General features: G+C 63.5%; 20 protein-coding genes, 3 tRNA genes and 1 pseudogene. 8 read left to right on the plus strand and 16 right to left on the minus strand.

The features are described from left to right. Positions 1–58 precede the first annotated feature (58 nt). The 3 genes from QMK31_RS10330 to QMK31_RS10340 are packed head-to-tail and all read left to right on the plus strand — an operon-like array spanning position 59 to position 4,556. Positions 59–535: a DUF2975 domain-containing protein gene (locus QMK31_RS10330; RefSeq protein ID WP_283500858.1), complete on the plus strand. Its 477-nt coding sequence runs from the start codon at positions 59–61 to the stop codon at positions 533–535. Further along, entirely contained in the window at positions 535–783 is a 249-nt protein-coding gene (locus QMK31_RS10335; RefSeq protein WP_283500859.1) for a helix-turn-helix domain-containing protein, read from the plus strand. The genes QMK31_RS10330 and QMK31_RS10335 overlap by 1 nt, the downstream gene beginning before the upstream one ends. Beyond that, positions 780–4,556, plus strand: coding sequence for an SCO7613 C-terminal domain-containing membrane protein (locus QMK31_RS10340; RefSeq protein ID WP_283500860.1), 3,777 nt, complete (start codon positions 780–782; stop codon positions 4,554–4,556). The genes QMK31_RS10335 and QMK31_RS10340 overlap by 4 nt, the downstream gene beginning before the upstream one ends. A gap of 49 nt (positions 4,557–4,605) precedes the next feature. Here QMK31_RS10340 and QMK31_RS10345 read toward each other — a convergent pair whose 3' ends face one another. From QMK31_RS10345 to QMK31_RS10360, 4 genes are all read right to left on the minus strand, one after another. After that, positions 4,606–5,850 carry an MFS transporter gene (locus QMK31_RS10345; protein ID WP_283500861.1) on the minus strand — a complete coding sequence of 415 codons (1,245 nt, stop codon included), beginning with the start codon at positions 5,848–5,850 and terminating at the stop codon, positions 4,606–4,608. 40 nt (positions 5,851–5,890) lie between these two features. Then, complete coding sequence (locus tag QMK31_RS10350) at positions 5,891–7,795, minus strand: heavy metal translocating P-type ATPase (RefSeq protein ID WP_283500862.1); 1,905 nt, start codon at positions 7,793–7,795, stop codon at positions 5,891–5,893. Further along, positions 7,792–8,196 carry an ArsR/SmtB family transcription factor gene (locus tag QMK31_RS10355; RefSeq protein WP_283500863.1) on the minus strand — a complete coding sequence of 135 codons (405 nt, stop codon included), beginning with the start codon at positions 8,194–8,196 and terminating at the stop codon, positions 7,792–7,794. Before QMK31_RS10355 ends, QMK31_RS10350 begins: the two co-directional genes overlap by 4 nt. A 283-nt stretch (positions 8,197–8,479) precedes the next feature. Next, a complete protein-coding gene (locus QMK31_RS10360; protein WP_283500864.1) occupies positions 8,480–9,394 on the minus strand; it encodes an EamA family transporter in 915 nt (304 codons plus the stop codon). A gap of 40 nt (positions 9,395–9,434) precedes the next feature. On the opposite strand from QMK31_RS10360, the gene QMK31_RS10365 reads away from it, so the two are divergent. Next, positions 9,435–9,917, plus strand: a complete 483-nt coding sequence (locus tag QMK31_RS10365) for a MarR family winged helix-turn-helix transcriptional regulator (RefSeq protein WP_283500865.1) — start codon at positions 9,435–9,437, stop codon at positions 9,915–9,917. Positions 9,918–10,096: 179 nt separating this feature from the next. Here QMK31_RS10365 and QMK31_RS10370 read toward each other — a convergent pair whose 3' ends face one another. The 3 genes and pseudogenes from QMK31_RS10370 to QMK31_RS17380 all read right to left on the minus strand — a co-directional run. Further along, a complete protein-coding gene (locus QMK31_RS10370) occupies positions 10,097–10,606 on the minus strand; it encodes a GNAT family N-acetyltransferase (protein ID WP_283500866.1) in 510 nt (169 codons plus the stop codon). Positions 10,607–11,159: 553 nt separating this feature from the next. Further along, a complete protein-coding gene (locus QMK31_RS10375) occupies positions 11,160–11,714 on the minus strand; it encodes a hypothetical protein (RefSeq protein WP_283500867.1) in 555 nt (184 codons plus the stop codon). Positions 11,715–11,860: 146 nt separating this feature from the next. Further along, a pseudogene (locus QMK31_RS17380) lies at positions 11,861–12,058 on the minus strand (transposase); the annotation flags it as partial. Here QMK31_RS17380 and QMK31_RS10380 point away from each other — a divergent pair. Further along, positions 11,990–12,592: a cation efflux transmembrane domain-containing protein gene (locus QMK31_RS10380; protein WP_502852995.1), complete on the plus strand. Its 603-nt coding sequence runs from the start codon at positions 11,990–11,992 to the stop codon at positions 12,590–12,592. The pseudogene QMK31_RS17380 and the gene QMK31_RS10380 overlap by 69 nt on opposite strands. Before the next feature lie 455 nt (positions 12,593–13,047). Here the strand turns inward: QMK31_RS10380 and QMK31_RS10385 are convergent, their stop codons facing one another. The 3 genes from QMK31_RS10385 to QMK31_RS10395 all read right to left on the minus strand — a co-directional run bounded on the left by QMK31_RS10385 (position 13,048) and on the right by QMK31_RS10395 (position 13,704). After that, the gene (locus QMK31_RS10385; RefSeq protein WP_283500869.1) at positions 13,048–13,392 is read right to left on the minus strand and encodes a hypothetical protein; all 345 of its coding nucleotides are present in this window, start codon (positions 13,390–13,392) and stop codon (positions 13,048–13,050) included. A 135-nt stretch (positions 13,393–13,527) separates the two neighbouring features. Further along, a tRNA-Met gene (locus QMK31_RS10390) sits at positions 13,528–13,601 on the minus strand. Between the two features lie 31 nt (positions 13,602–13,632). Beyond that, positions 13,633–13,704, minus strand: a tRNA-Thr gene (locus tag QMK31_RS10395). 126 nt (positions 13,705–13,830) lie between these two features. Between QMK31_RS10395 and QMK31_RS10400 the strand changes: the two genes are divergently transcribed. Together QMK31_RS10400 and QMK31_RS10405 are read left to right on the plus strand one after the other, a co-directional pair. Continuing rightward, positions 13,831–15,531, plus strand: a complete 1,701-nt coding sequence (locus QMK31_RS10400; protein ID WP_283500870.1) for a glycoside hydrolase family 13 protein — start codon at positions 13,831–13,833, stop codon at positions 15,529–15,531. Further along, complete coding sequence (locus QMK31_RS10405; RefSeq protein ID WP_283500871.1) at positions 15,528–16,310, plus strand: GTP pyrophosphokinase; 783 nt, start codon at positions 15,528–15,530, stop codon at positions 16,308–16,310. Before QMK31_RS10400 ends, QMK31_RS10405 begins: the two co-directional genes overlap by 4 nt. Positions 16,311–16,407: 97 nt before the next feature. Here the strand turns inward: QMK31_RS10405 and QMK31_RS10410 are convergent, their stop codons facing one another. From QMK31_RS10410 to QMK31_RS10420, 3 genes are all read right to left on the minus strand, one after another. Continuing rightward, entirely contained in the window at positions 16,408–17,583 is a 1,176-nt protein-coding gene (locus tag QMK31_RS10410; RefSeq protein ID WP_283500872.1) for a M23 family metallopeptidase, read from the minus strand. A 185-nt stretch (positions 17,584–17,768) separates the two neighbouring features. Further along, the gene (locus QMK31_RS10415) at positions 17,769–18,602 is read right to left on the minus strand and encodes an inositol monophosphatase family protein (protein ID WP_283500873.1); all 834 of its coding nucleotides are present in this window, start codon (positions 18,600–18,602) and stop codon (positions 17,769–17,771) included. Positions 18,603–18,678: 76 nt separating this feature from the next. Beyond that, positions 18,679–18,763: transfer RNA gene (locus QMK31_RS10420), tRNA-Tyr, on the minus strand. 168 nt (positions 18,764–18,931) lie between these two features. Between QMK31_RS10420 and QMK31_RS10425 the strand changes: the two genes are divergently transcribed. Continuing rightward, on the plus strand, positions 18,932–19,420 hold the full coding sequence (locus QMK31_RS10425) for a YajQ family cyclic di-GMP-binding protein (RefSeq protein ID WP_092106423.1): 489 nt from the start codon (positions 18,932–18,934) through the stop codon (positions 19,418–19,420). A gap of 74 nt (positions 19,421–19,494) precedes the next feature. Here QMK31_RS10425 and QMK31_RS10430 read toward each other — a convergent pair whose 3' ends face one another. Genes QMK31_RS10430 through ubiE form a run of 3 tightly spaced genes read right to left on the minus strand, consistent with a single transcriptional unit; the run spans position 19,495 to position 22,705 of the window. After that, positions 19,495–20,877 carry an FAD-dependent oxidoreductase gene (locus tag QMK31_RS10430; RefSeq protein WP_283500874.1) on the minus strand — a complete coding sequence of 461 codons (1,383 nt, stop codon included), beginning with the start codon at positions 20,875–20,877 and terminating at the stop codon, positions 19,495–19,497. Between the two features lie 33 nt (positions 20,878–20,910). After that, positions 20,911–21,981 (minus strand): polyprenyl synthetase family protein, encoded by a 1,071-nt coding sequence (locus QMK31_RS10435; protein ID WP_283500875.1) that lies wholly within the window; start codon positions 21,979–21,981, stop codon positions 20,911–20,913. Positions 21,982–22,003: 22 nt separating this feature from the next. After that, the gene (gene ubiE / locus QMK31_RS10440) at positions 22,004–22,705 is read right to left on the minus strand and encodes a bifunctional demethylmenaquinone methyltransferase/2-methoxy-6-polyprenyl-1,4-benzoquinol methylase UbiE (protein ID WP_283500876.1); all 702 of its coding nucleotides are present in this window, start codon (positions 22,703–22,705) and stop codon (positions 22,004–22,006) included. Positions 22,706–22,800: the final 95 nt, after the last annotated feature.

A 22,800-nucleotide genomic window follows, 5' to 3' on the forward strand; every position in this document is an offset into this window, starting at 1 on the left:
ACTTGACGTGTAAGTATTGTTTATCGATATACTGATGTCGATAAACGATAGGAAAAGCATGAATCGCACGACGATCGCCTCCCTGAAAACGCTCATCTTCGTACTCATCGCACTATTAGTGGTGTGCCAGGTGTTCGTTGTTCCCGCAGTCGCACAACAAATGGTCGAACGATCCCCCCATCTCGGCTATCTGCACGTGCCGGGAATACTCGTCGCTGTGGGGTTTCTGCTCTGCGTGCAGGTCGCGCTCGTTTGCGTGTGGCGGTTGCTTTCCATGGTGCGGGCCTCCATCATTTTCAGCGACGATGCCTTCACCTACGTCGATATCATTCTCGGAATCGTCGCTCTGGCGACCCTTCTCATCGTGGGATCATTCATCACCCTGGCAGTCGCGGGTGGCGCATCGCCTTCGGTGGTCATCCTGTGTTTGCTGGGAATCGTTATCGGTGCTGGACACGCGTTGCTGATCATCGTGATGCGTGGCCTCCTGCGAAAAGCCTCCCAGCTCGAACAAGACCTCGCGGAAGTCGTCTGATGCCCATCGTGATCAACCTTGATGTCGAACTCGCGAAGAAAAAGATGTCGGTTTCCGACTTCGCCGCTGCGATCGACATCACGCCGGCGAATGTGTCCGTGCTCAAGAACGGTCGGGCAAAAGCGGTGCGATTCTCGACCCTGAACTCGATCTGTCGTGTGCTCGAATGCCAGCCCGGCGACATCTTGATGTGGGTACCCGAAGATGGGGCTGCCACCGAGACACGCACCACGGCGACCGGGGTATGAGCGTGCCGCGGGTTGCGCAGTCCTGGAGCGATGTCGCGATTCACCACCTCCTCGAGCGGAGGCTGTGCCCCGTCTGCGAGATGGCCGCGCTGCCCAATGGACCATGCCGCAACTGCGGTGCCGAGCTGGTCGGTGCGCTGGCGGCCGAGCTCTGGGCCGCCTCGGAGGCGGCCGCCGCCGCGCTCGTAGCACGGCAGGAGGCGCTCGTGCGCGTGTCGCATCCCTCCTCGGTGCGCACGGCCTCAGCCGGCGGCGCGCTGCCGGCACCGAGTTACCAGCGGATGCCGCCGCGACCTCAGGCGACCCGCAAGGCAGAGATCACTGTCGCACCGCGGTCGAGCGCGACGGTGCAGTCCGTGATGGCAATCGCGGGCGCTGGATTGTTCGCGGTCTCCGCCGTCGTCTTCACGTTCTTCAACCCCGACTTTAACGATCACGCTCTACGCAGCGTGATCGTCGGCCTGATCACGGTCCTCTTCCTCGGCGGCGCCTGGCTGCTCGCCCGCCGCAAACTACAGTTCTCGGCGGAGGCCGTGGGCGGCCTCGGAATGGTCTTCGTTGCCCTCGACGTCTATGCGTTCTCAGAACTGGTGCCGACCGGCCTAAGCCCGTGGGTGTTCGCCGCCGCCGCAACGCTCGCGAGCGGGGCCGTCATGGTCATCGTGTCGACGCGCGCACGCATCCGCAGCTGGCTCTGGATCTCGCTCGTCGGGCTCACCCTCGTTCCCGCAATGCTGGGATATGCGGGCGGAACCGCACTGTCGGCAACCTGGGGGCACCTCGGAGTGGGTTTCGTTGCGCTTGCCCTGATGGGTTCGATAGCGGGGCTGGCTCAGCGATTTGATGGACACCTCCGATTTGAACGCCTAACGGCCGCGATAATCCAGATGGCTGCGACTGCCATCGTGGCTACCCAGATGTGGTTCATCGACTCCAGAACCACGACCGAGCACTGGGTGATGATCACCGCGGTGCTGCTGGCTATAACGGCGCTTGCCGCGCTCTCCACACGGCAGTACGCCAAGAACTTCTGGAGCGCTGTGACCGGCGCTGCCGCGATGTCCGCCGCGGTCGGCCTTCCCTTTGCACTCGATCTCGAAGCCCACGGTGCGGCCGTGTGGTATCAGAGCGTCACGCCCGCAGCGGGCGCCGCCGCGCTCCTCGTGCTGCGGGTGCTGGCTCCGAGAGCGCGCGCCCTCGGGCGGCAAGCGCTCCTCGGCGGCGCGCTAACGCTGGCCGGTGTGAGCGTATTCTCACCCGTTCTCTTCGCCGTTCTGATCGGGGCTGTCACGGTGCTGAGTTCTCTCAGCGGCTCAGACCGCGGTGCGAGCGGCATCCTGCCGCAGGGTGGCGTGCTCGCCGTTGCGCTCGGCCTTGGCGCCATGGCTGCGGGGCTCGGAGCATTCTCGGTGCTAGCCCGGCTCCACAGCGCAGCGAAAACGGATGCCTCCCCATCCGAGAAGGCTCCCCTCAAGCTGGCAGCGTGGACCGGCTCGATTGCGATCTGGCTCGGCGCCCTTGCCGGGCTCACCCTGGCCTGCCTGCCGGTCTTGCCGCTGTGGTCGCGCATCACGATCGCCCTGAGCCTGGCGGTGATGGCGACCCTAGCGCTGGTCACGGTTCCACGCCTGCGAAATGCCTCACTGAAGATGCGACTGCCGCTCGTGCTTGGCAGCCATTTTGCGGTGCTCCTGGCCACTGTTTACTCCTTGGTCGATGGTGCGGTCACCGTCTGGGCGGGCATCGTGATCGTCACTGTCATCGCCATCATCGCGAAAACCATGCCGCCCAAGGTGCGTTTTCTGCACGTCGGCGTAGGTTATGCCTACGCGCTGTTCGTCTTCGCGAGCGCGCTCGACCAGCTCGGCGTCGCTACCAGCCCACTGCTGAGTCTCACCACGTCGCTCGGCTCGATCGGCGCGATCGCCGCAACCTACCTTCGAAGAGTTGAGCCGCGAGCGTGGTACGCGATTCTGGTCGTGACGTCGGTGCCGTTCCTGATCGGAGTCGTGCAGGTCGGCGTCGAGCGCAGCGGCTGGACCGCGCTCTCGACCGCCCTCATCTTTCTGCTGGCTCTTACCCTTCTCAGCACGCGGCGTGCCGGACTTGGCATCATGATTCGGGCGATCGCTGCCAGTATTCTCGTTCCGTCACTCGCCGTTGTGGTGATCTGCCTGGGCGCGCAGGTGCTTCTTCGCAGCGCGTCTCCAGTGACCCTGCCGGTGATCGCCGCTATTGTCGCCATCGTGCTCCCCAGCAGCGGTCTGATCGGCTCAATCCTGAGCAAGCGGGGCGTTGCAACTCGGGATGCCCGGGCGGCTCGAGTCGCCATCGACGTCTCGGCGCTGCTGACCGCAATGATCGCGATCGGGCTGTCGCTCGTGCGCGTCGCCTCGGGTCTGCCGACCACCTTCATCGTTCTGGTCATCCTTGGGCTCGGGGCCGCAGCAGCGTCATTTTGGGGGAAGCGTTCCTACGGATGGTGGGTCGCCGCCGCTTCATTTACCGGCGCGCTGTGGTGCCTGTGGGCCCTGGCCGGCATCAGCACGCTCGAGCCCTACCTGCTCCCGCCGAGCCTGGCCGCCGCGGTCATTGGCCTGATCCTCACGACACGCGGTTCCCGCGCCGTGTGGCTCTACACCACGGGCTTAGTCGTGGCCGTTGCACCGATTCTCGTGGTCCTGGCCGTCTCCGGCACGGATGCTGCGACGCTGGCCCCGTGGCGTGGTTACGGCGTCGTCGCCGCGTCCTGGCTCCTACTCGGCCTTGGCGTATTTCTCGGGCGGGGCGCTCCCGCGTCCGTCGAATTACGACGAGTGTTGCAAATACCAACCCTTGGTGTCGCGATCGTCGCCGGGGCGGCCGGTGCGATCCAAGGGGTGAGATTCGGTCTCGGCGCCGACACGATCATGACCGGAGGGGTGCCGCTCGTTCTGCTCTGCTTTGGAATCGGCTTGGCCGGCGCGATGCCTGCGGCGCTTGGCGCGCGCGCCATCCGCTTGATCGTGCCCGTTGACTCGCAACTGTCACGTTCCCGCTGGCTCTATGCACCGCCCACGGTGTACGTGGCGATCGCCACCTGCACAGCGATCGAGCGCGATTGGTTCACAATCTGGGCAATGTGGTCGCTCATGCTGGCGTATCTCGTCACCATGGTCGTTATAGCCTGGCGGATGCGCACCCACCCCACCAGCCTGCCGCCCGTGTGGTTCATCTTCGCGCTCGCCTTGATCACCGCGATCGTGGCGTGGAGTCCGCGCGACCTGCGGGTCGAATGGTTCTCAATACCCCTGGGCATTTTTCTGCTTACGGCCGGTGCCTTAATTCTGACTGGTGCGCGAGCTTCTGCTGCGTGCGAGCTTCCCGGCATTGGCCGCGGCCACGGCGAGACGGTCAACAGCTGGCCGGCAGGATGGAGCGGCTCGTGGGCTCTGCTCGCTCCCGGTATCGTGACCCTGCTGCTGGCATCGGTCATGGCTACCTTCACTGACCCACAGACCTGGCGGGCGATTCTCGTGATCATGATTGCCCTCCTCGCCATTGTGATCGGCTCGAGTCTCAAGCTCGCGGCTCCGTTCCTGATCGGCATCGTCGTGCTGCCGCTGGAGAATGTTCTCGTATTCCTGGTACAGATCGGCCGGGGAATCGAGTCGATGCCGTGGTGGATCACCCTCGCCGTCGTCGGCGTCGTGCTTCTAATCATCGCCGTCACCTATGAGCGGCGAGCCGGTGACGCGAACAGCATTACTGATCGGCTTCGAGATCTGCGTTAGGCGTACCGCCCGGCCTTGCATGCGATCGCTTCCGTGAAGTCCTCGTGGGTCAGCTGGGAGCCGTCGTCGTGGGCGTGCGCACTCTCTTGGCCACTGAGGTATTCCAGGTGCGTGTGGCTGCGATCGTGCTGCCCGCGGCTATCACGGCCAGGGTCGCGGCGGCGGCGGTGAGGCTGACCGCTCCCAGCCACCCGGCGAGGGGGTAGGTAATGAGAAAGCAGGCGTGGGAAAGGGAGAACTGGGCGGTGTAGATGTAGCCGCGGGTGGAGTCGGTTGATGCTCGAACGAGCAGCCGCGATGAAGGCGTGCTGATCATCGAATTGCCGGCGCCGATGAGCGCCCAGAGCGCGAGAAGCACCCACCACGCATTGGCCCAGGTGGGTGCCGCAATGGTCATCGCGACCGATCCGAGCAGTCCGAGGGTTGAGAGTGCACCGCCGGTAAGCATGAGGTACCGGTCTCCGAATCGATCGATCAGCCGGGGAATGTTCACCGCGACGAGCAACGACCCTGCTCCATAGCAGGCCAGAGCGGTAGCGAGGCTGGAGTTGGAGAGCCCGAAGACATCACGGGAGTAGACGACAGTGTTCACCAGCACCAGAGCGGTCGACGCGCCGACGGTGAGGTTCATCAGCATCAAAAACCGTAGGCTCGGCGTTTGAAAGAAGATGCGCCCGCCGATAGTCGTACGCCTCCACAACTTCTCCACCGTGGTTGGCTGTGTGCGGGCGGGAAGCGCCGTTCTGATGACGAACGTTGCGGAGAGCATGAAGCCGAGCGCGGTACCGAGGAACAGGTTGTTGTAGCTGAGCACCGTGAGCAGGATCGCAGCGACGATCGGGCTGACCAACGCCTCGAGGTCATAGGCCAGACGCGACAGGGAGAGAGCTTTCGTGTAGTCCTTCTCACCGGGCAGAATCGCCGGGATCACGGCCTGGAATGTCGGGGTGAACGTAGCCGACGCCGATTGCAGAATGAAAACCAGGAGATAGATCTGCCAGATATCCGTGAGAAACGGCAGCGATAGCGCAACGAGGGCCCGGATGACGTCGGCCGTCACCAGAATGACTTTTATAGGCAACCGCTCGATGAGCGCCGCGACGATGGGGGCAACGCCCACGTACGCGACCATCTTGATGGTCAGAGCAGTGCCCAGCACGGCGCCCGCGTCGGGGCCAGCGAGGTCGAATGCCAACAATCCCAGCGCTACCGTGAGCAGGCCGGTACCGAGAAGGGCGACCACTTGCGCTGTGAACAGCCTGCGATAAGCGGGATGGGTTAGGACCGAGAACACGATGGTGCTTTCCGTCGGTTACGGGTATCAGCAAGCATCGTCATCGCCATGCTGACTGGCGCAGCAAACGCAGGCCATTCAGGGCGACGATCACCGTCGAGCCCTCGTGTCCGGCGACGGCAAGAGGCAAGGGCAACGTCGCGACGAGATCCCACACCACCAGCACGGTGATGAATGTTCCAGCAATCACCAGATTGGCGACGACGAAGCGGTGAGCGCGGCGAGATAGCTCGATGACCTTCGGGATGACGAGAAGTTCATCACGGATGATGACCCCGTCCGCGGTGTCGAGAGCAAGATCAGACCCGTGCCTGCCCATGGCAAAACCGATATCAGCAGTGGCCAGGGCAGGGGCATCATTTATGCCATCTCCGATGACCATGACCGCAGTGCCATCCGATTGAAGACGTTGAATGGCCTCAGCCTTGGCTGCGGGAAGCATCCGGGCATGCGTTGCGCTGATTCCCGTGCGACGAGCGACGTTCCACGCGGTCTGTTCGTTGTCACCGGTTAGCAAGTGCACCGGTTGACTGGTGATGGTCGTCAGGCGGTTAATGGTCAAAGCGGCATCCGGGCGCAGGGCGTCCTCGAGCACGAGCATGCCCACCCGCACCTCATCTACGGTGATGTCAACGACCGTTCCGACCCGGGCACCGTCATCGGCATTCTGCGTGACGCGCACCCGTTGGCCGTCGATGATTCCTTCGACACCGTGACCGGGGATGGCCCGAAAATCAGCGGCGGGAACGACGGCCGTTTCCGCTGCCCGGACGATGGCGCGGCCGAGCGGATGTTCGCTGTGCTGCTCAACACCCGCAGCCAGACGCACAAGGCCCTGCTCGCTGAATCGAGTGTCAAGGACCACGATCTCCGTCACGACCGGGGCGCCTTCCGTGAGGGTTCCCGTTTTGTCGAAGGCGATGAGCTGAGTGCGTCCGAGACGTTCCATGACCGTGGCGGATTTTATGAGTACGCCATGCCGACCCGCGTTCGCGATGGACGCCAGCAGCGGCGGCATCGTCGAGAGCACGACCGCGCACGGGGAAGCCACGATCATGAATGTGATCGCCCGCAGAAGAGCTGCCTGAAATTCCTCACCGAACGCCAGCGGCACGAGGAAGACCAGCACTGTCGCGGCCACAACGCCGAGTGAATAGCGCTGCTCCACCTTCTCGATGAACAACTGCCGAGTTGATTTCGTTGCCGATGCCTGCTCGACGAGAGCCACCACTCGGGCGATGACCGACGCACTCGCGGGTCGGCTGATACGCACGGTCAAAGCGCCCGTGCCGTTGACCGTGCCAGAAAGTACTTCGTCGCCCACACCGCGTCGCACCGGGACCGATTCGCCCGTCACCGCTGCCTGGTCGACCTCGCTGACGCCATCGACAACGATTCCATCGCCACCGATCCGCTCACCGGGTCGAACAAGAATGAGGTCATCGACACGAAGCTCGGCAGTGTCGACTTCGACCACCACTTCGCTGTCGGCATTCCGCGTCACCCGACCAGCCTTCTCCGGTGCCAGAGTCAGGAGGGAGCTGACAGAATCGGCGGTGCGTTGAGTCACGAGCGCTTCCAGAGCGCCAGAAGTGGCGAAGATGACGATCAGCAACGCACCGTCGAAAACCTGGCCGATGGATGCCGCAGCAATCGCCGCAACGATCATCAGCAGATCCACATCAAGAGTCTTCTCTCGCAGGGCAGTGATTCCCGCCCGCGCCGGTTCCCACCCGCCAGCGGCGTAGCACGCGAGATAGATGCCCCACCACAACCCTGCCGGAGCACCGACGAGCTGCAGCGGCCACGCGAGAAGGAATAGGGCAAGGGCGAGGGCTGCCCAGCGCACCTCGGGTAGGCGGCTGCCGGTAATGAATATGGAGGGCGGCTTCGTAAGCTCCCGGCCACCGGGCCGAATACTTGTTGTGGTCAACGTGCCGCTCATACGGAGGCCTCGCCGGAAGCAACCGGCAGGGTGGTCCGGTCAGCGACTCCAGCAGGGTCGTGGTGGTGACGAGGATGACCGCCGAGGGAATGCTCCGCCTGAAAAATCGCGTCATTGACCAGCTGACGCGCATGCTCGTTCTCGAGGCGGTAGAACACGCGCGTGCCGTCATGCCGGGTAGAAACGACTCGCGCCAGGCGCATCTTGGCAAGGTGCTGCGACACGGCTGCCGGCGTCTTATCGACAATGACAGCCAAGCGATTCACCGACAACTCCTGATCGCGGAGGGCGAGGATGATGCGAACCCGGGTGGCATCGGCCAACATACTGAACACCTCGACCGCGAGTTCCACGTACTGACTATCCGGGTAACGACCACATACCTCTTTATCTGCGTCCATACGCAGATTATTGCACATTGGTCAGAGCGGCTCTGGCCCGAATCCGATCGCCCGCTCTCGCGCCGGCGTAAGCTCCGAAGTGGGCGCGGTGTCCCCGCGGCCCGCCTCCCCCGCGGCCCGGGTGTTGCGACCAATGATTCACGGCTCGAACAGATCAGCGATCGCCCGCAGGCTTGAGCGCTCCCAAAATCCGGAACTGGCAGGCATCGCCGAGATTCTCTATAAACACACCGTGGGCGCCCGCCTTAGATAGATTTTCGGTGGCGGAAGCTGCCCGCAACCCTTACCGGGACGATTCATCTTCCTGAACGCGGATTACTTCCGAGATCAGTTGCGCGCGGTTCGTTGCCGTAGTGCTGATGACTGTTGCAACTGACATGAAGACGAGTGCGACGCCCGCGGCCTGGATCCAGGTCAGGGTCTCGCCGGCGGCGATGCCGCCGATGGTCAGGGCGACGATGGGGCTGAGTAGCCCAAGGAATGCCGGCACTCGTGTGGGGAGCAGTATGATCCCACGGAACCACACGAGGTAGGCCAGAGCGGTCCCGGCGAGTGTGAGATATGCGTATCCGGCGATATTGCCGAGGGTGGGTGCGTTTACTGGCAGCGGTTCAATGATGGCGGTCAGTGCGACAAGGAAGACACCACCGGTGACCAGTTGCCATGAGGTGGTGACGATGGGTGGTTGGCCGTCCGACCACCTCTTAGTCAGCACAACCCCGATCGCCATCGAGACTGCTCCGAGCAAGGCCGCGGCGACACCGATCAGATCGAGCCCCGCTTGGGCGCGAAGGACGATGAGAGCGACGCCGACGACGCCTCCCGCTCCAGCCGCGATCACTGTGCTGCTCAGTCGTTCCGAGACCAGGCGGGAGGCAAGCACGGCCACGAGCAAGGGTTGGATGCCACCAACGACCGCGGCGACTCCGCCCGGTAGACGTTCGGCGGCCACGAATAGCAATGCGAAGAACACCCCGATGTTGAGCAGGCCGAGAACGGCCGACTTCCACCACCATGCCCCTCGCGGCCGACGCCGCGCGATGCAGAGAAGGATCAGCCCGGCAGGTAGAGCGCGCAGGCTGGCGGTAAGCAGCGGGTGACCTTCGATCAGAAAAGTGGTGGTCGTGTAGTAGGTCGTCCCCCAGAGCACGGGAGCGATAGCCGTAGTGAGGAGAACAGGCCATAGTTTGCTAAGCACTTAGACATAGTATCTAAGTTCTTAGCGATATGCTGTACCCGTGGATCACGTTGACCGTATAGTCGCGCAGTGGCGTCTCGAACGACCCGACCTGGACTCGGCCCCGATGGCCGTGATCGGCCGCCTCAGCCGTGCATCCGCCGCTGTTGACGCTCGATTGGCCGCCACATTCGCAAACCATGGCATCGACGCGTCCACTTTCGATGTGCTGGCGACACTGGCACGCCAAGGGGCGCCCTATCGGATCACCCCCGCCGAACTCGCGGCAGACAGCATGATCACTACCAGCGCTGTTGCTCAGCGACTAAACCGGCTAGACAAACTCGGACTCATCACCCGAGAGCCCCATCCTGACGACGGACGCGGAAAGTTTGTACGAATCACCAATTCAGGACGGGAACTCCTAGACAAGGTGTTGCCCGACCACCTCGCGACCGAGGAAACAATTCTCGCGCAACTATCGACGAACGAACGGAACATGCTCGCTCATCTGCTGACCAAACTTGCCGCGCCCGCCGACTGACCCTGGCGCCACTTAGCACCGCCGTCGCTGCCCGCAAGCGGGACGATCAGCGGACGGCTTTTCAGGTGCTCACGAGAGCGCGGTCGAGGCCTTATTTCGACAGGCAGGGCCGCCCTCAAGACCAACGGTCAGCGGGACTTCGTCTGTTGCGGAATCCGTGTGCTGTCGCTTGGCGGTTGCTAAAATTCCCAGCGGATCTCACCGTTCTCCATCAGCAGTGTCGGATGAAGACCTTGATTTTGCGCGACGCCCATAGAGGCGTGATGCTCAGGATGCACATACGCCACGAAGCTGCTCACGCCTTTGGATCGCAACCAATCGGTCATCGCCTTGGTGGCTTCGGACGCCATCCGCTGGCCTTGATGGAGTGGTGAAATAACCCAGGCGATGTCGGCAACAAATCCCGGCCCGTTCTGCGCGACTGTCGCCTGAACAAACCCGATCGAGGCGTCGCCATCTCTTGATTTCACGATCCAGTTGAACCACCCTTGCGACCCGTCTTTGGAATGTCCGATTGACTGTGCCGCGTAACGACTTTGCAACTGCTCAAGCGAGGGCGCTTCGCCGCCGGTGTACTCATACACCGAAGCATCCGCCAAGACTTCGACCATTCCCAGCGCATGCTCCACCGAGAGCGGCTCCAGGCGTAAGCGCACAGACGTAACCGCTTCAATCGTTGGCCAGCTCATTAGTCGAGCATGACAGATCGGCCTGAAGCGCCCGTAGACCGGTCCGTCCTGGGGCGGCGTTTCACTGGCTGACGAAATCCCAATCTGAGCCAACTTTCGACCAGTACCGCCTGCCCGAGTGGGATTCGATTGCGGGCGCTATATGCGCTCCTCTGTCCGTTGGGTTGACGCGGAAGCGCCGAGGACGAGTCCGCCTATGAAAAGGATCAGACCAAGTCCCGCGATGACGAAGGGAATAACGAAGGTCGGAGGCGAAGATGGCAGCTGCCCCGCTTCATCTACCCATGTTCCGTATTCAATTCCGTAGAAAAAGAGGAGGACAAGTATTGCCAGCCCGATCGCAGAAGTAAGCCATCCCCAGATAATTGTTTGCACGATCACGAGTCTGGCACGCTCTATAACTGGCCCTCGGTTTGCAGCATAAACACATTCTCAACGGGGTCCGCCACAGGGCGGCGTTTCGTCACCTGACGACAGCACGATCGACGCCAGCTTCTGATCAGTACCGCCTGCCCGGGTGGGAACCCCCTGCGGAGCTTTGAAGCAATTATGGTTATGCGGCGCCCGGGACGATTTCGCTCGCGGCGGCCGGGGTCACTTCCGCGTTTGATATTTGTCGAAGAAGTCGGCGGATCTCGGGTAGCCACCGCAGGTTGTAATAGACCGTCCACACGATGATTCCAGTCCAGAACACGACTACGCAGAGCCAGAAAGCGTGATCAGCGGTCGATCTGAGGGACATGATGGAAACGATAGCGAGCAGAATCTGGAGCGCACCAGCAACGAGGCTCCACCAATTTCTCACCGCCCGCGTCTCCCTTTTCACGAGAAGCGGCACCCACACCTCTCGGGGGACACTCGAAGGGATTTCGCCTCCGCGAATCCACGCGTCCGTCATCACGACAGACGCCCGCCCACCGAGGCGTTTCCACTCCCAATATTGAACGAAGACGCCAGCAGCCGCGGCTGTGAACCCGACGAGAACAATCGCCAGTGGACCCAGACTCTTGGTGAGCGCGACGACGTAAACGGCAACGACCGCGAAGAGAACGGCGGCCCCGGCGAGTTGCAGGATCCCTCGTAAATCAATCCGTCGTTGGGTCCCCATCACCCCAGCTTACGACCACGCCCCTGCCAACAGTCCAGGCACGAATCGTTCGGGACCGCCGCCCGCAAGCCGGACGGCGACCGGGATACCCGAACATGCACGGATGTTAACGCCGGGCCAAAATAGGGCCAATAGTGCCGACAGTTTCAAGCGGTCAATGCAAGAACGGCGGCGTTGAAGACCTCATGAGGAGTCTGCCACTTCAAGGCTCTGCGTGGTCGGTTGTTGAGCTCGGTCACGATCTCCTCGAGGCGCGTGGTGTTGGTCAGGTTGAGATCCGTGCTTCTGGGGAGGTATTGGCGGAGCAGTCCGTTGGTGTTCTCGTTGGTGCCGCGTTGCCAGGGCGAGTACGCCTCGCAGGAGAAGACGGGAACCCCGGTGGCGGCGGTGAAGTCAGCGTGGCGGTCGCCTGGCAGTTCGCCGCGCCAGACCCGGAGCAGCGCGAGAAAATGGCATTGCGCGTGATTGCCTTCTCCTTCTTTGCCCTCGCCGCCTCCGTCACCGTCGACGCTGGCCTATTAATACTGGGAGTTCGAACGCCCGAACACAGCCCGGTCGGAATCGTGCTCGCGGCCGTCAGCCTGATGGTGATGCCCGTGCTGAGCTGGCTCGAACGCCGCACCGGTCGTGAGCTTGGTTCTGCCTCCGCTGTCGCCGATTCGAAGCAGACCCTCCTGTGCGCCTACCTCTCAGCGGCCGTTCTGATCGGCCTGCTGCTGGACACCCTGTTCAGCTGGGCCTGGGCAGACGCGGTCGCCGCCCTCGTGATCGCCGGTTTCGCCATTCGGGAAGGCGTTGAAGCGTGGAAAGGCGACACCTGTGCAGCACCGGTGTCCGCGCTGACCGGTGAACGCCCGCTCCAGCACGACGCCTTCTGACCGCATGCAGAGGTAGCGACCCGTTCTCGACCGGCTTGCCGATGAAGGCCCTGGTGGCGGTGCCGCGTACTGACTGGTGTTTTAGCGCGGTCTTTGGTGCAGAGATCTATGAGCCAAAATCGCGTCGGGCGGGTCTGACCCTGTGCGGACGGAACTAACCCTGCTGCACCTTGTCGTTCCACCCGAGCGCGGCAGCGAGTTCATCGGCGCCGGGAAGCGCCGCGGCGCGCGCTGCCAGCGCGGGCCGCGGGCATCCGCTTCACCCACGTGTCGGGCGATTTTCGTAAGTAGCGTATAGCGTGAGCTCCGCCATCTGCCCAGACCGAAGAGGTCGTTCCCCGACCAAATCGTCGATCTCGTCGTGATCAACACCGGCGCCCACGCCTACGTTATCCGCGATTGGGAAATCGCCAGCTGTGTGCGCACAGCCATGAACGCGCAGGCGCCCTCTCCGCTCAGGTCGCAGCGACGACGCCCGCGCAGACGTAGAAGTTGACGATGAGTAGGACACCACCAATTAGGGGAAGAGGCCACGACACCTTTCCGTTCACGAGACGCAGGAGTCCCCACAGTAGAACGACAGCTGCGATCACCCATGGGCCACCGACGGCAAGATTCATGGTTGCGGCGACCTGCCCGTCCGTCGGGTGATTCGAGTCGGCGAGCCAGCCGAAGCTGAGAAATCTGCCAATGAAGCTCGCATACACTGTCGCGAACCCCAAAAGTAAGCCGAGTATAACGAACGCGGCAATCTCCCCGCCCGATCGCGGACCGACCGCTCCTGTCTCTTGCGTACTCACGCTCATGACACTACAGCGTCACGCCGACACGCTCACGGCCTCATCTATGTGCGGGGTTTGTGGTGGCAAAACCGCATTTCGGCGAAAAAATGCCCCGGACTTCCGCAGAAGTCCGGGGCATTTTATGATTCCGTGTAGCGGGAGCGGGAATTGAACCCGCGACACCACGATTATGAGCCGTGTGCTCTAACCAACTGAGCTACCCCGCCGCGACTTGTCGGCTGTTCGCTTCCAAGCCTGAGCCCCCTGTGGGAATCGGACCCACTACCTCTTCCTTACCAAGGAAGTGCTCTACCAATGAGCTAAGGGGGCAGAGCACCAAAAAACAGTGGCAATGCCGCGTTTTTGGCAACCTAGAAACTTTATCACCCCGACAGCGAGGTCCAGACCACTTTCCCGCGCTACAGGCACCCAGCAACGATGCCGTAGCATTTTAGGATGACTGGCACCGAACTGACTTCCGGCACCGAATGGTGGCGCACGGCCGTTATCTATCAGATCTATCCGAGATCGTTCGCCGACGCGAATGGTGACGGCATGGGTGACCTCGCCGGCATCAGTGCGCGACTGCCCCAGCTCAAAGACCTGGGCGTCGACGCCATCTGGCTTTCTCCTTTCTATACGTCACCGCAGCGCGACGCCGGCTACGACGTTTCGGACTACTGCAACGTCGACCCCTTGTTCGGCACCCTCGACGATTTCGAGGTGCTACAACGCACCGCCCACGACCTCAAAATCCGGGTCATCGTCGACATCGTGCCCAATCATTCCTCAAGCGACCATGGCTGGTTCCAGGCGGCCCTCGCCGCCGGCCCTGGCAGTGAAGAACGCGCCCGCTATACCTTCCGCGACGGCAAAGGCGAGAACGGCGAGCTGCCCCCGAACAACTGGGAGTCCGTTTTCGGCGGTCTCGCCTGGACCCGCACGACCGACCCCGACGGCACCCCCGGCCAGTGGTACCTGCACCTGTTCGACAGCAGCCAGCCCGACTTCGACTGGGACAGCGAGTGGGTACGCGAACAGTTCCGCGCGGTACTGCGCTTCTGGCTCGACCGCGGCGTCGACGGCTTTCGAGTGGATGTTGCACACGGCATGATCAAGGCTCCCGGCCTCCCCGATTACACGCCTCCCGCGGAGGGCGGCAGCATGGGCGGGGCTCCGGCATCCGCTCTAGAACCGGGCATCACCGCCGAAACGCCGCTGACTGCCCCCTACTGGGCGCAGGATGGCGTGCACGAGATCTACCGCGACTGGCACCAGGTGCTCGCGGCCTACCCCGGCGACCGCGTTCTCGCCGCCGAAGCCTGGGTCGACCCGCTTAGCGAGATGGCCAAATGGGTGCGTCCCGATGAGATGCACCAGGCCTTCAATTTCGCCTATCTCGAGACCCCGTGGAACGCCGCGAAGCTCAAGAGCGTCATCGATGAGTCGCTCGAAGCCTTTGGCAACGTGGGCGCGCCGAGCACCTGGGTATTGTCCAACCACGACGTGGTGCGCCATGCCTCCCGGCTCGCCCTCACCGGCGACAATCTGCAGGGGCACGGCATCGGTCCGAAAACGGTGGGGCTGCCCAACACTGCGCTGGGTCTCCGACGCGCGCGGGCAGCATCCGCTTTGATGCTGTCGCTGCCCGGGTCGGGCTACCTGTATCAGGGAGAGGAACTCGGCCTGCCCGAAGCCGTCGACCTGCCCGACCATGCCCGCGAAGACCCCACCTGGTTTCGCACCAACGGCGACCGGTACGGGCGAGACGGATGCCGCGTGCCGATTCCGTGGGAAGCCGCCGGCGAATCGTTCGGCTTCAGTACCGGGGCGAAGAGCTGGCTGCCGCAGCCGGCCGAGTGGGCCGGGCTGGCCCGAGACCAGCAGGACGGCGTGGCTGGCTCAACGCTCGAGCTGTATAAACTCGCACTGCGGCTGCGCCGGGAGCACGCCCTTGCCTCCGGTACGGTCGAGTGGATCACTGGCTTCGGCCCAGAGGTCGCGGCGTACCGCAACGGCGACGTGACCGTCGTGGCCAACACGGGTACGGCATCCGTTCAGCTACCGGCCGGTGACGTTCTGTTGGCCAGTGAAGACCTCGTCGGCCGCACCCTGCCCGGAGACGCGACGGCTTGGTTGCGCGCAGTCCAGGTATGACCGACGCCGCAGGCGGACCGAGCGAGACCGGCAGCACCGCGCTGGCGAGCATCGCAGCGATGCGCGAGCTGAAGCTCGAGCTGACCCGTTTCATGATGTCGTACAAATTCGCGAGCGACGAGATGCTCACCAAGATCAACATTCTGAAAGAGGAGTTCAGCTCGATCCACGACTACAGTCCGATCGAGCATGTCAGCTCGCGTCTCAAGTCGCCGGAAGGAATTCTGAAGAAGGCCATCCGCAAGGGGTATCCGCTAGAACTCGACGGCATCCGCAACAATATTCAGGACATCGCGGGCATTCGCATCACCTGCAGCTTCATCAGCGACACCTATCGCATTCGCGACCTGCTCGCCGGTCAGCGAGACGTCACGGTGCTGCACGAGAAGGACTACATTGAGCAGCCGAAGGCGAATGGCTACCAGAGTCTGCACCTCATCGTCGCGATTCCGGTGTTCATGTCCGACCGCGTGCAGCCGGTCACAGTGGAAATTCAGATTCGCACCATCGCCATGGACTTCTGGGCGAGCCTCGAGCACAAGATTTTCTACAAGTACAACGGTGCCGTGCCCGACACTCTCGTCGAGGACCTGCGGCAGGCAGCGGATGCTGCCAGTCGACTCGACGTGAAGATGGAGCTGCTGCACGACCAGGTCGTGGCGCTCGAGAGTGTCGATGCCAATGATGCCGACCTGTTCAGTTTCGACGGTCTACCGCCGTTTCCGCTGCCGAAGGGCTTGCTCGACTCGTTCGTGCGCGGTCGCACCGAGCCGGAATAGCCGTGCCAGGTTCGCTCGAGCGGGTCTCCAACACCCATCCCGCATAACTCACTCGTTTCCGTGGCCGTTATGCGTGACGTTGGCCCAGCGATCGCGCCTAGTTCGTATTGGCGTAGAGCCAGACGAGCGGGTCGACCTTGGTGCCATTAATGCCACCTTCACGAATTTCAAAGTGCAGGTGCGGGCCGGTCGACATTCCGGTGCTTCCGGTCTTGCCGATGACCTGGCCGACCTTCACTACGTCGCCCTCCTTGAAGAGCATCGACCCGTGGACCATGTGCGCGTACACACTCGTGACGAGCTCGCCGTCGATCATGTGGTCAATCATCATGTGTACGCCGAGGCTGCCTTCGCCGTCTTCGGCGAGACTGACCACGCCGTCGGCGATGGCTTGAATCGGGGCGCCGACACCGGGGTTGAAGTCCTGGCCGCCGTGGTTCACGGAACAGCCGGCGCAATGGCGTATTCCAAATTGGCTATTGAGGTGCACACCAACGGCGAACGGCCACTGAATAGTACCGTTCGGGTTGTTGGTGAAGGTGTCTTCCATACGAATACCGCTGGCCGCGGCCACTTCGGCGATGGTGCTCGACTCGTAGCCGTCGCGCACCACGGTAACGGTGTCGCCGCCGGCCAGATCCATGCTCTGTGCCTCGTCGGCCGGCAGACCACGTTGGGCTTCCAAAGCGGATGCCTGCACGTCCTGCGAGGACAGCAGCGCCTCCGCCGGAAGCGACGTAGCCACGGCCATCAGGGCTACAAACGACATGGCGAGGATCGAGGCGCCTTTGGTGGCGCGCCTGCGCATGGTGCTGCCGAGCGGGCGTGCGCGGGGCGTGCGGCGGGGCAGCGACTCGGCCGGAACGAATTTGCGCGCGGGGGCAAAGGTCTCGCCGGGCTTGTGTTCGATGCGCTGGCGGCGGCGAGGCCGGTCGCCGACGGCGGGAATCACCGTCGGGATCGCCTGGGCCATGCCGGGAGTCAGGAGCTTCTCGTAGTCGGTGGGCTCGGCGTCGGCGATCGGCACGGCGGCGACAACGCGGTCGGTCTCGGTGACTACGGCCGACTCGAGGTCGGGTCGAGACAAATCAGCAGCGACGATCAGGTCCGCGGCGGGGCTGAGTCGAACTACGTCGACACCGTTTTCGTCAACCGGAGCCAATCGGGATAAGGCCGCGCGCTCGCGCTCGCGCAGTTCGCGTCGGGTGAGCGCTGCCGGTTCAGCTGGGGTAAATACGGTGCCGTCACTCTCGCCGGACACGGGGGTATCCATGGATGGAGTGTGACGTGACAAAGTGCAGCTTTCGGCGTAGCGGACGGGAACGGGAACTCGTACTGGATAACGCCAAATTATGGCAAGCCAATATAACGAATTGATTAAGGATAACGCGCAACCCTGAGAATACCAGAGGAAAGTGACCGTTCACACCGAAATGGGGGTAAATGGGCTTGACGTCACTATGCTTTCGGGGCGACCGGGAAGCGTTCGAACAGCCCGGCCAGCACCGGTTCAAACTGCTCGTATAGACCAGGGTCGGCGGCGATGAGCAGGTCACGACCCTCGGCATCCGCTTGGAGAGCCCCCACGCGGGCGCCAGCCTCGCGGGCGATCAGGGCGCCGGCGGCGTGGTCCCACGGATTAAGGCCGCGTTCAAAATAGAGGTCGAGTCGCCCACAGGCCACCGAGCAGAGGTCGAGAGCGGCCGAACCGATCCGACGGATGTCCCGCACCTGGCCGATGAGACCGCCCACGACATTCGCCTGCCACACGCGCCGAGGCGCCTCGTAGCTGAAGCCTGTGCCGGCCAGGGCGAGCGAGAGCGGAACGTCGTGGTTGACGTGCAGGCGCTTGTCACCCAGCCAGGCGCCCGAGCCGTCTGACGCGGTGAAGACCTCGCCGAGAGCCGGATTGACGACCGCGCCGGCAAGGGCATTCCAGGTCGCCGGATCGGGATCACCCTGCACCACGGCGATGCTGACGGCGTAGAACGGGATGCCATAGAGATAATTGACGGTGCCGTCAATGGGGTCGACCACCCAGGTGAGCCCGCTCGTGCCGCCGGTCGCGTCGGATTCCTCACCGTAGAAGCCGTCGTTCGGCCGGGCATCGGCCAACAGGCCGCGAATGAGCAGCTCGACTTCGCGGTCGGCCGCGGTGACGATGTCTTCGGGCGAGGACTTGGAGGCGGCGATCTCGACCCCCTCGGCGCGGCGGCGGTGGGCGAGCGCGCCGCCGGTGAGGGCGATGGTGCGCGCGAGGTCGAGCAGCTCGGTCGGGGCAGGATGCGTCATGCCCTCACGTTACAGGTAGGGCCTTAACCAGAACAGGCAGGCCCGAGGGCCTGCCTGTTCTGGACTGCTCTACTGCTGGTGGCGAGTGCGAGGTTCGAACTCACGAAGGCTACGCCGTCTGATTTACAGTCAGATCCCTTTGGCCGCTTGGGTAACTCGCCAGGCGCTCCCGACCAGGTGTAATCACTTGACCGGAGACGCGGGGTTAACAATACAAGACGAAACGCCTCACCGAGAAATCAGCGGATGCCAGCTCTCACCTTAAGGCGCGTCCGCCACCCCGCGGGCGGGCAGGTACTGCGTTCCTACCGGTCGGATACCATGGGGGAATGGCAGATTCAACATTCGACATCGTCAGCAAGGTCGACCCGATGGAGGTCGATAACGCCCTCAACCAGGCGCATAAAGAAGTCGCGCAGCGCTACGACTTCAAGAACGTGGGAGCCTCAATCGCGATGAGCGGCGAGAAGGTGCTCATGAAGGCGAACACCGAGGAGCGCGTCAAGGCAATCCTGGAGGTGTTCGAGGCCAAGCTGATCAAGCGCGGCATCTCGCTGCGCAGCCTGGACGCCGGGGAGCCGTTCGCTTCCGGCAAGGAATACCGCATCGAGACGTCCATGAAGGCTGGTATCGACCAGGAGAACGCGAAGAAGATCAGCAAGATCATTCGCGATGAGGGCCCCAAGGGCGTCAAGAGCCAGATCCAGGGCGACGAGCTGCGGGTCAGCTCGAAGAGCCGCGACGACCTGCAGGCCGTGATGGCGCTACTGAAGGGCAAGGACCTCGACGTAGCCCTGCAGTTCACGAACTTCCGCTAGCGCCACGGCGCACGCCAGCGGCATCCACACGCCGGTGACCGACACGCCAAGCCCGGCCGCGCGCCCGGAAGCGGCTATTCAGCGCGGGAGACGGCGACCATCTCGTCGCGGTCAACGACCTTAATGCGGGTGCGGCCAGCCGCCTCGCCGAGCGCGAGCTCGTGCTGGTCGAGGTTGTGCCACCCGTCGAGACCGGTGTATTTCACGCCGCGCGCATCGAGCAACGCCAGGATGCTCTCCTCCGACGGTGATTCGGGGCGCCACCAGTTGCCGAGATCGTTGATCAGGTGCTTGATCGTCTCCATCGCGTCGCTCTTGGTGTGGCCGATCAGGCCGACCGGGCCGCGTTTGATCCACCCGGTCGCGTACACACCGTACATCTGCTGATTGAACAGTCCGCCGGTGCCAGCCGACGGGTCGCGGCGCAGCACCTGACCCTCGCGGTTCGGGATAACACCGCGTTTCTTGTCGAACGGCACGTCCGGCAGTTCCGACCCGAAGTAGCCGACCGCCCGATACACCGCCTGGACCGGGATCTCGCGCATCTCACCGGTACCGACGACGCCGCCGGCGGCATCCGTTCTGGTGCGTTCCCAACGAAAAGCAGCGACCCGGCCGGTGCCGTCGTCGACGATTTCGACGGGCTTGGCGAAGAAGTGCAGGTGCAGGCGGCGGCTGGCCGTGCCGGTCTCGCGGGCGCGCCACTGGTTCAGTGTCTTATCGATCACGAAGACCTGCTTGTTGCTGGCGACGGCGGCCGTGGCGGCCTCGTCGTACTCGAAATCCTCGTCGTAGACGATCATGTCCACATCGTTCAGCTCGCCGACCTCACGCAGTTCCAGCGGGGTGAACTTGACGGATGTTGGCCCGCGGCGCCCGAAAACATGCACGTCGGTCACCGGTGACGCCTTCAGCCCGCCATAGACGTTCGCGGGAATCTCGGTCGCAAGCAGGTCGTCAGCGTGTTTGATGAGCATGCGAGACACGTCGAGGGCCACGTTGCCGTTGCCGATCACGGCGATCTCGCGGGCCGTCAGCGGCCAGGTGCGCGGCACGTCTGGGTGCCCGTCGAACCAGCTGACGAAGTCGGCGGCGCCATAGGAACCGTCGAGCGACGCGCCCGGAATGTTCAGGTCTGCGTCCTGCACGGCGCCGGTCGCGAAGATGACCGCGTTGTAGTGCTTCTTGAGGTCGTCGAGGGTGACATCCACGCCGAACCGCACGTTGCCGAACACGCGAATGTCGCCACTGTCCAGCACGCCGCGCAGTGCGGTGATGATGCCCTTGATGCGGGGGTGATCGGGGGCGACACCGTAGCGCACCAGCCCGTATGGCGCCGGCAAGTGGTCGAAGAGGTCAATCGACACCTCGAAGTTGCGCTCGGCCTTGAGCAGAATATCAGCGGCGTAGATGCCGGCCGGACCTGCGCCGACGATGGCCAGTCTCAATTTAGTCACTGAGTTTTTCCTTACTGCGCGAGCGGGCGAAGTCTAGCTGGAACGCTCGACGATGGACTCGGCGAATCGGGTGAGGGCTTTCTTGACCGAACCGTTCGGCAGCGGAGCGAGGGCAGCGACCGCGTCGCGGGCCCAGCCGTGTGCCTCGGCCAGAGTTTCGGCGGTGACGGCGTGCTCGCGCAGCGCGGTGATCGCCGCATCGGCGGCCTCGCCCTGCTCAGCACCGATCGTCATGACGTCCCGTTCCAGCCGCACCAGCAGATCAGAGGATGCCCCGTCGCCCACGGCGCGCTCCCGCAGCCGAAGCAGCGGAAGTGTGACGACTCCGGCCCGGAGGTCCGTTCCCGGCACCTTGCCTGTCTCCTGCGGTTGCGGAGACAGGTCGAGCACATCGTCGATGAGCTGAAAAGCCACGCCGATCTTCTCGCCGAAGTCCACGACGGGCTGCTCGTACTCGGCCGGGGCGTTCGAGAACACCACGCCACCCTGGGCGGCCGCGGCGATAAGCGAACCGGTCTTGCCGGCGAGCACCTGAATGTAATGTTCGACCGGGTCCTCGCCGACCCGCGGGCCGACCGTCTCCTGGAATTGGCCGAGCACGAGGCGCTCGAATGTCGTCGCCTGAAGTTTGATGGCACGTTCGCCGAGCCGGGCCATCAGCTGGCTGGCGCGGGCGAACAACAGGTCGCCGGTGAGGATGGCGATGGAGTTGCCCCACACTGTTTGCGCGCTGGGCACCCCTCGGCGTTTGTCGGCGTCGTCCATGACATCATCGTGATAGAGCGAGGCGAGGTGGGTCAGCTCGATGGCCGAAGCCGCCGTGATCACATCGGGCACCACACCGTCGCCGAGGTGCGCGGTGAGCAGCGCGAGCATGGGACGCACTCGTTTGCCGCCGGCGTTGAGCAGGTAACGGCTGGTGACGGTGGCGATTTCGTTGGCGTAGACGAGCTCATCGATGAGCGCCGCTTCCACCTTTTCGATGCCGGCATCGATGTTCGCTGCAAGGCCGCGGTCGGCGGAAGTCGAGAAAATACGTTCGCCGAGGCCCGCCTGGCTGGTCACCGACGCGCTGCGTCGCGTCACGGGGGCTCTGGATTTCACGTAAGTCAGCCTATCGATTCGGTCAGGGCTTGGTGCCGCGGTGCAGGGCCACGATGCCGAGCGTGAGATTGCGGTAGGCGACCTGGGAGTATCCGGCCGAGCGCAGCCATCCGCTCAGTACCGGCTGGGTCGGCCAGGCCGCAATGGATTCGCCGAGGTAGTCGTACGCTTCGGCGTTCGAGGAGGCCAGCCGAACAACCCTGGGCATGACGTGGTTGAGGTAGGCGAAGTAGCTCTGGCGCACAAGCGTCAGTGGCGGTGTCGAGAACTCGCAGATGACGACGCGGCCGCCAGGCTTGGTCACCCGGTAGAACTCGGCGAGGGCTTTCTTTGGTTCGACCACGTTGCGCAGCCCGAACGAAATGGTGACGGCGTCGAATTCGTTGTCTTTGAACGGAAGCGCGGTGGCGTCGGCCTGCACGAACTCGATGTTCGCGTTGTGCGCGTGCCGGGCCTGGCCGACCTCGATCATTCCGGCCGAGAAGTCGGCGGCGACGACGTGGGCGCCACTGTGCGCGAGGGCGGCGCTGGAGGTTCCGGTGCCGGCGGCGATGTCGAGGATGCGTTCGCCCGCCTGCGGGTTGACCGCCTTGGTCGTTGCGAGGCGCCAGAGCGACGCGTTGCCGACCGACAGCAGCGCATTCGTGCGGTCGTAATGGGCGGCGACCTCGTCGAACATGGCAGCCACCTGCGCGGGCCGTTTGTTCAGATCTGCTCTATTCACCCCATCATTCTAGGTTGCGCACGCCCGCCGAAGCTGCACGGTTGCCGGGGCCCAGCTTCGCATGGGCGCAGTGGCGCGGGCGTAGGCTGTAAAGG

The organism is Cryobacterium sp. PH31-O1, from assembly GCF_030063455.1.
GTDB lineage: Bacteria > Actinomycetota > Actinomycetes > Actinomycetales > Microbacteriaceae > Cryobacterium.

Coding starts and splice junctions, on each gene's coding strand:
- QMK31_RS10330 (WP_283500858.1), top strand. CDS start 59: ATGAATCGCACGACGATCGCCTCCCTGAAAACGCTCATCTTCGTACTC.
- QMK31_RS10335 (WP_283500859.1), top strand. CDS start 535: ATGCCCATCGTGATCAACCTTGATGTCGAACTCGCGAAGAAAAAGATG.
- QMK31_RS10340 (WP_283500860.1), top strand. CDS start 780: ATGAGCGTGCCGCGGGTTGCGCAGTCCTGGAGCGATGTCGCGATTCAC.
- QMK31_RS10350 (WP_283500862.1), bottom strand. CDS start 7,795: ATGAGCGGCACGTTGACCACAACAAGTATTCGGCCCGGTGGCCGGGAG.
- QMK31_RS10355 (WP_283500863.1), bottom strand. CDS start 8,196: ATGGACGCAGATAAAGAGGTATGTGGTCGTTACCCGGATAGTCAGTAC.
- QMK31_RS10370 (WP_283500866.1), bottom strand. CDS start 10,606: ATGAGCTGGCCAACGATTGAAGCGGTTACGTCTGTGCGCTTACGCCTG.
- QMK31_RS10375 (WP_283500867.1), bottom strand. CDS start 11,714: ATGGGGACCCAACGACGGATTGATTTACGAGGGATCCTGCAACTCGCC.
- QMK31_RS10400 (WP_283500870.1), top strand. CDS start 13,831: ATGACTGGCACCGAACTGACTTCCGGCACCGAATGGTGGCGCACGGCC.
- QMK31_RS10405 (WP_283500871.1), top strand. CDS start 15,528: ATGACCGACGCCGCAGGCGGACCGAGCGAGACCGGCAGCACCGCGCTG.
- QMK31_RS10410 (WP_283500872.1), bottom strand. CDS start 17,583: ATGGATACCCCCGTGTCCGGCGAGAGTGACGGCACCGTATTTACCCCA.
- QMK31_RS10415 (WP_283500873.1), bottom strand. CDS start 18,602: ATGACGCATCCTGCCCCGACCGAGCTGCTCGACCTCGCGCGCACCATC.
- QMK31_RS10425 (WP_092106423.1), top strand. CDS start 18,932: ATGGCAGATTCAACATTCGACATCGTCAGCAAGGTCGACCCGATGGAG.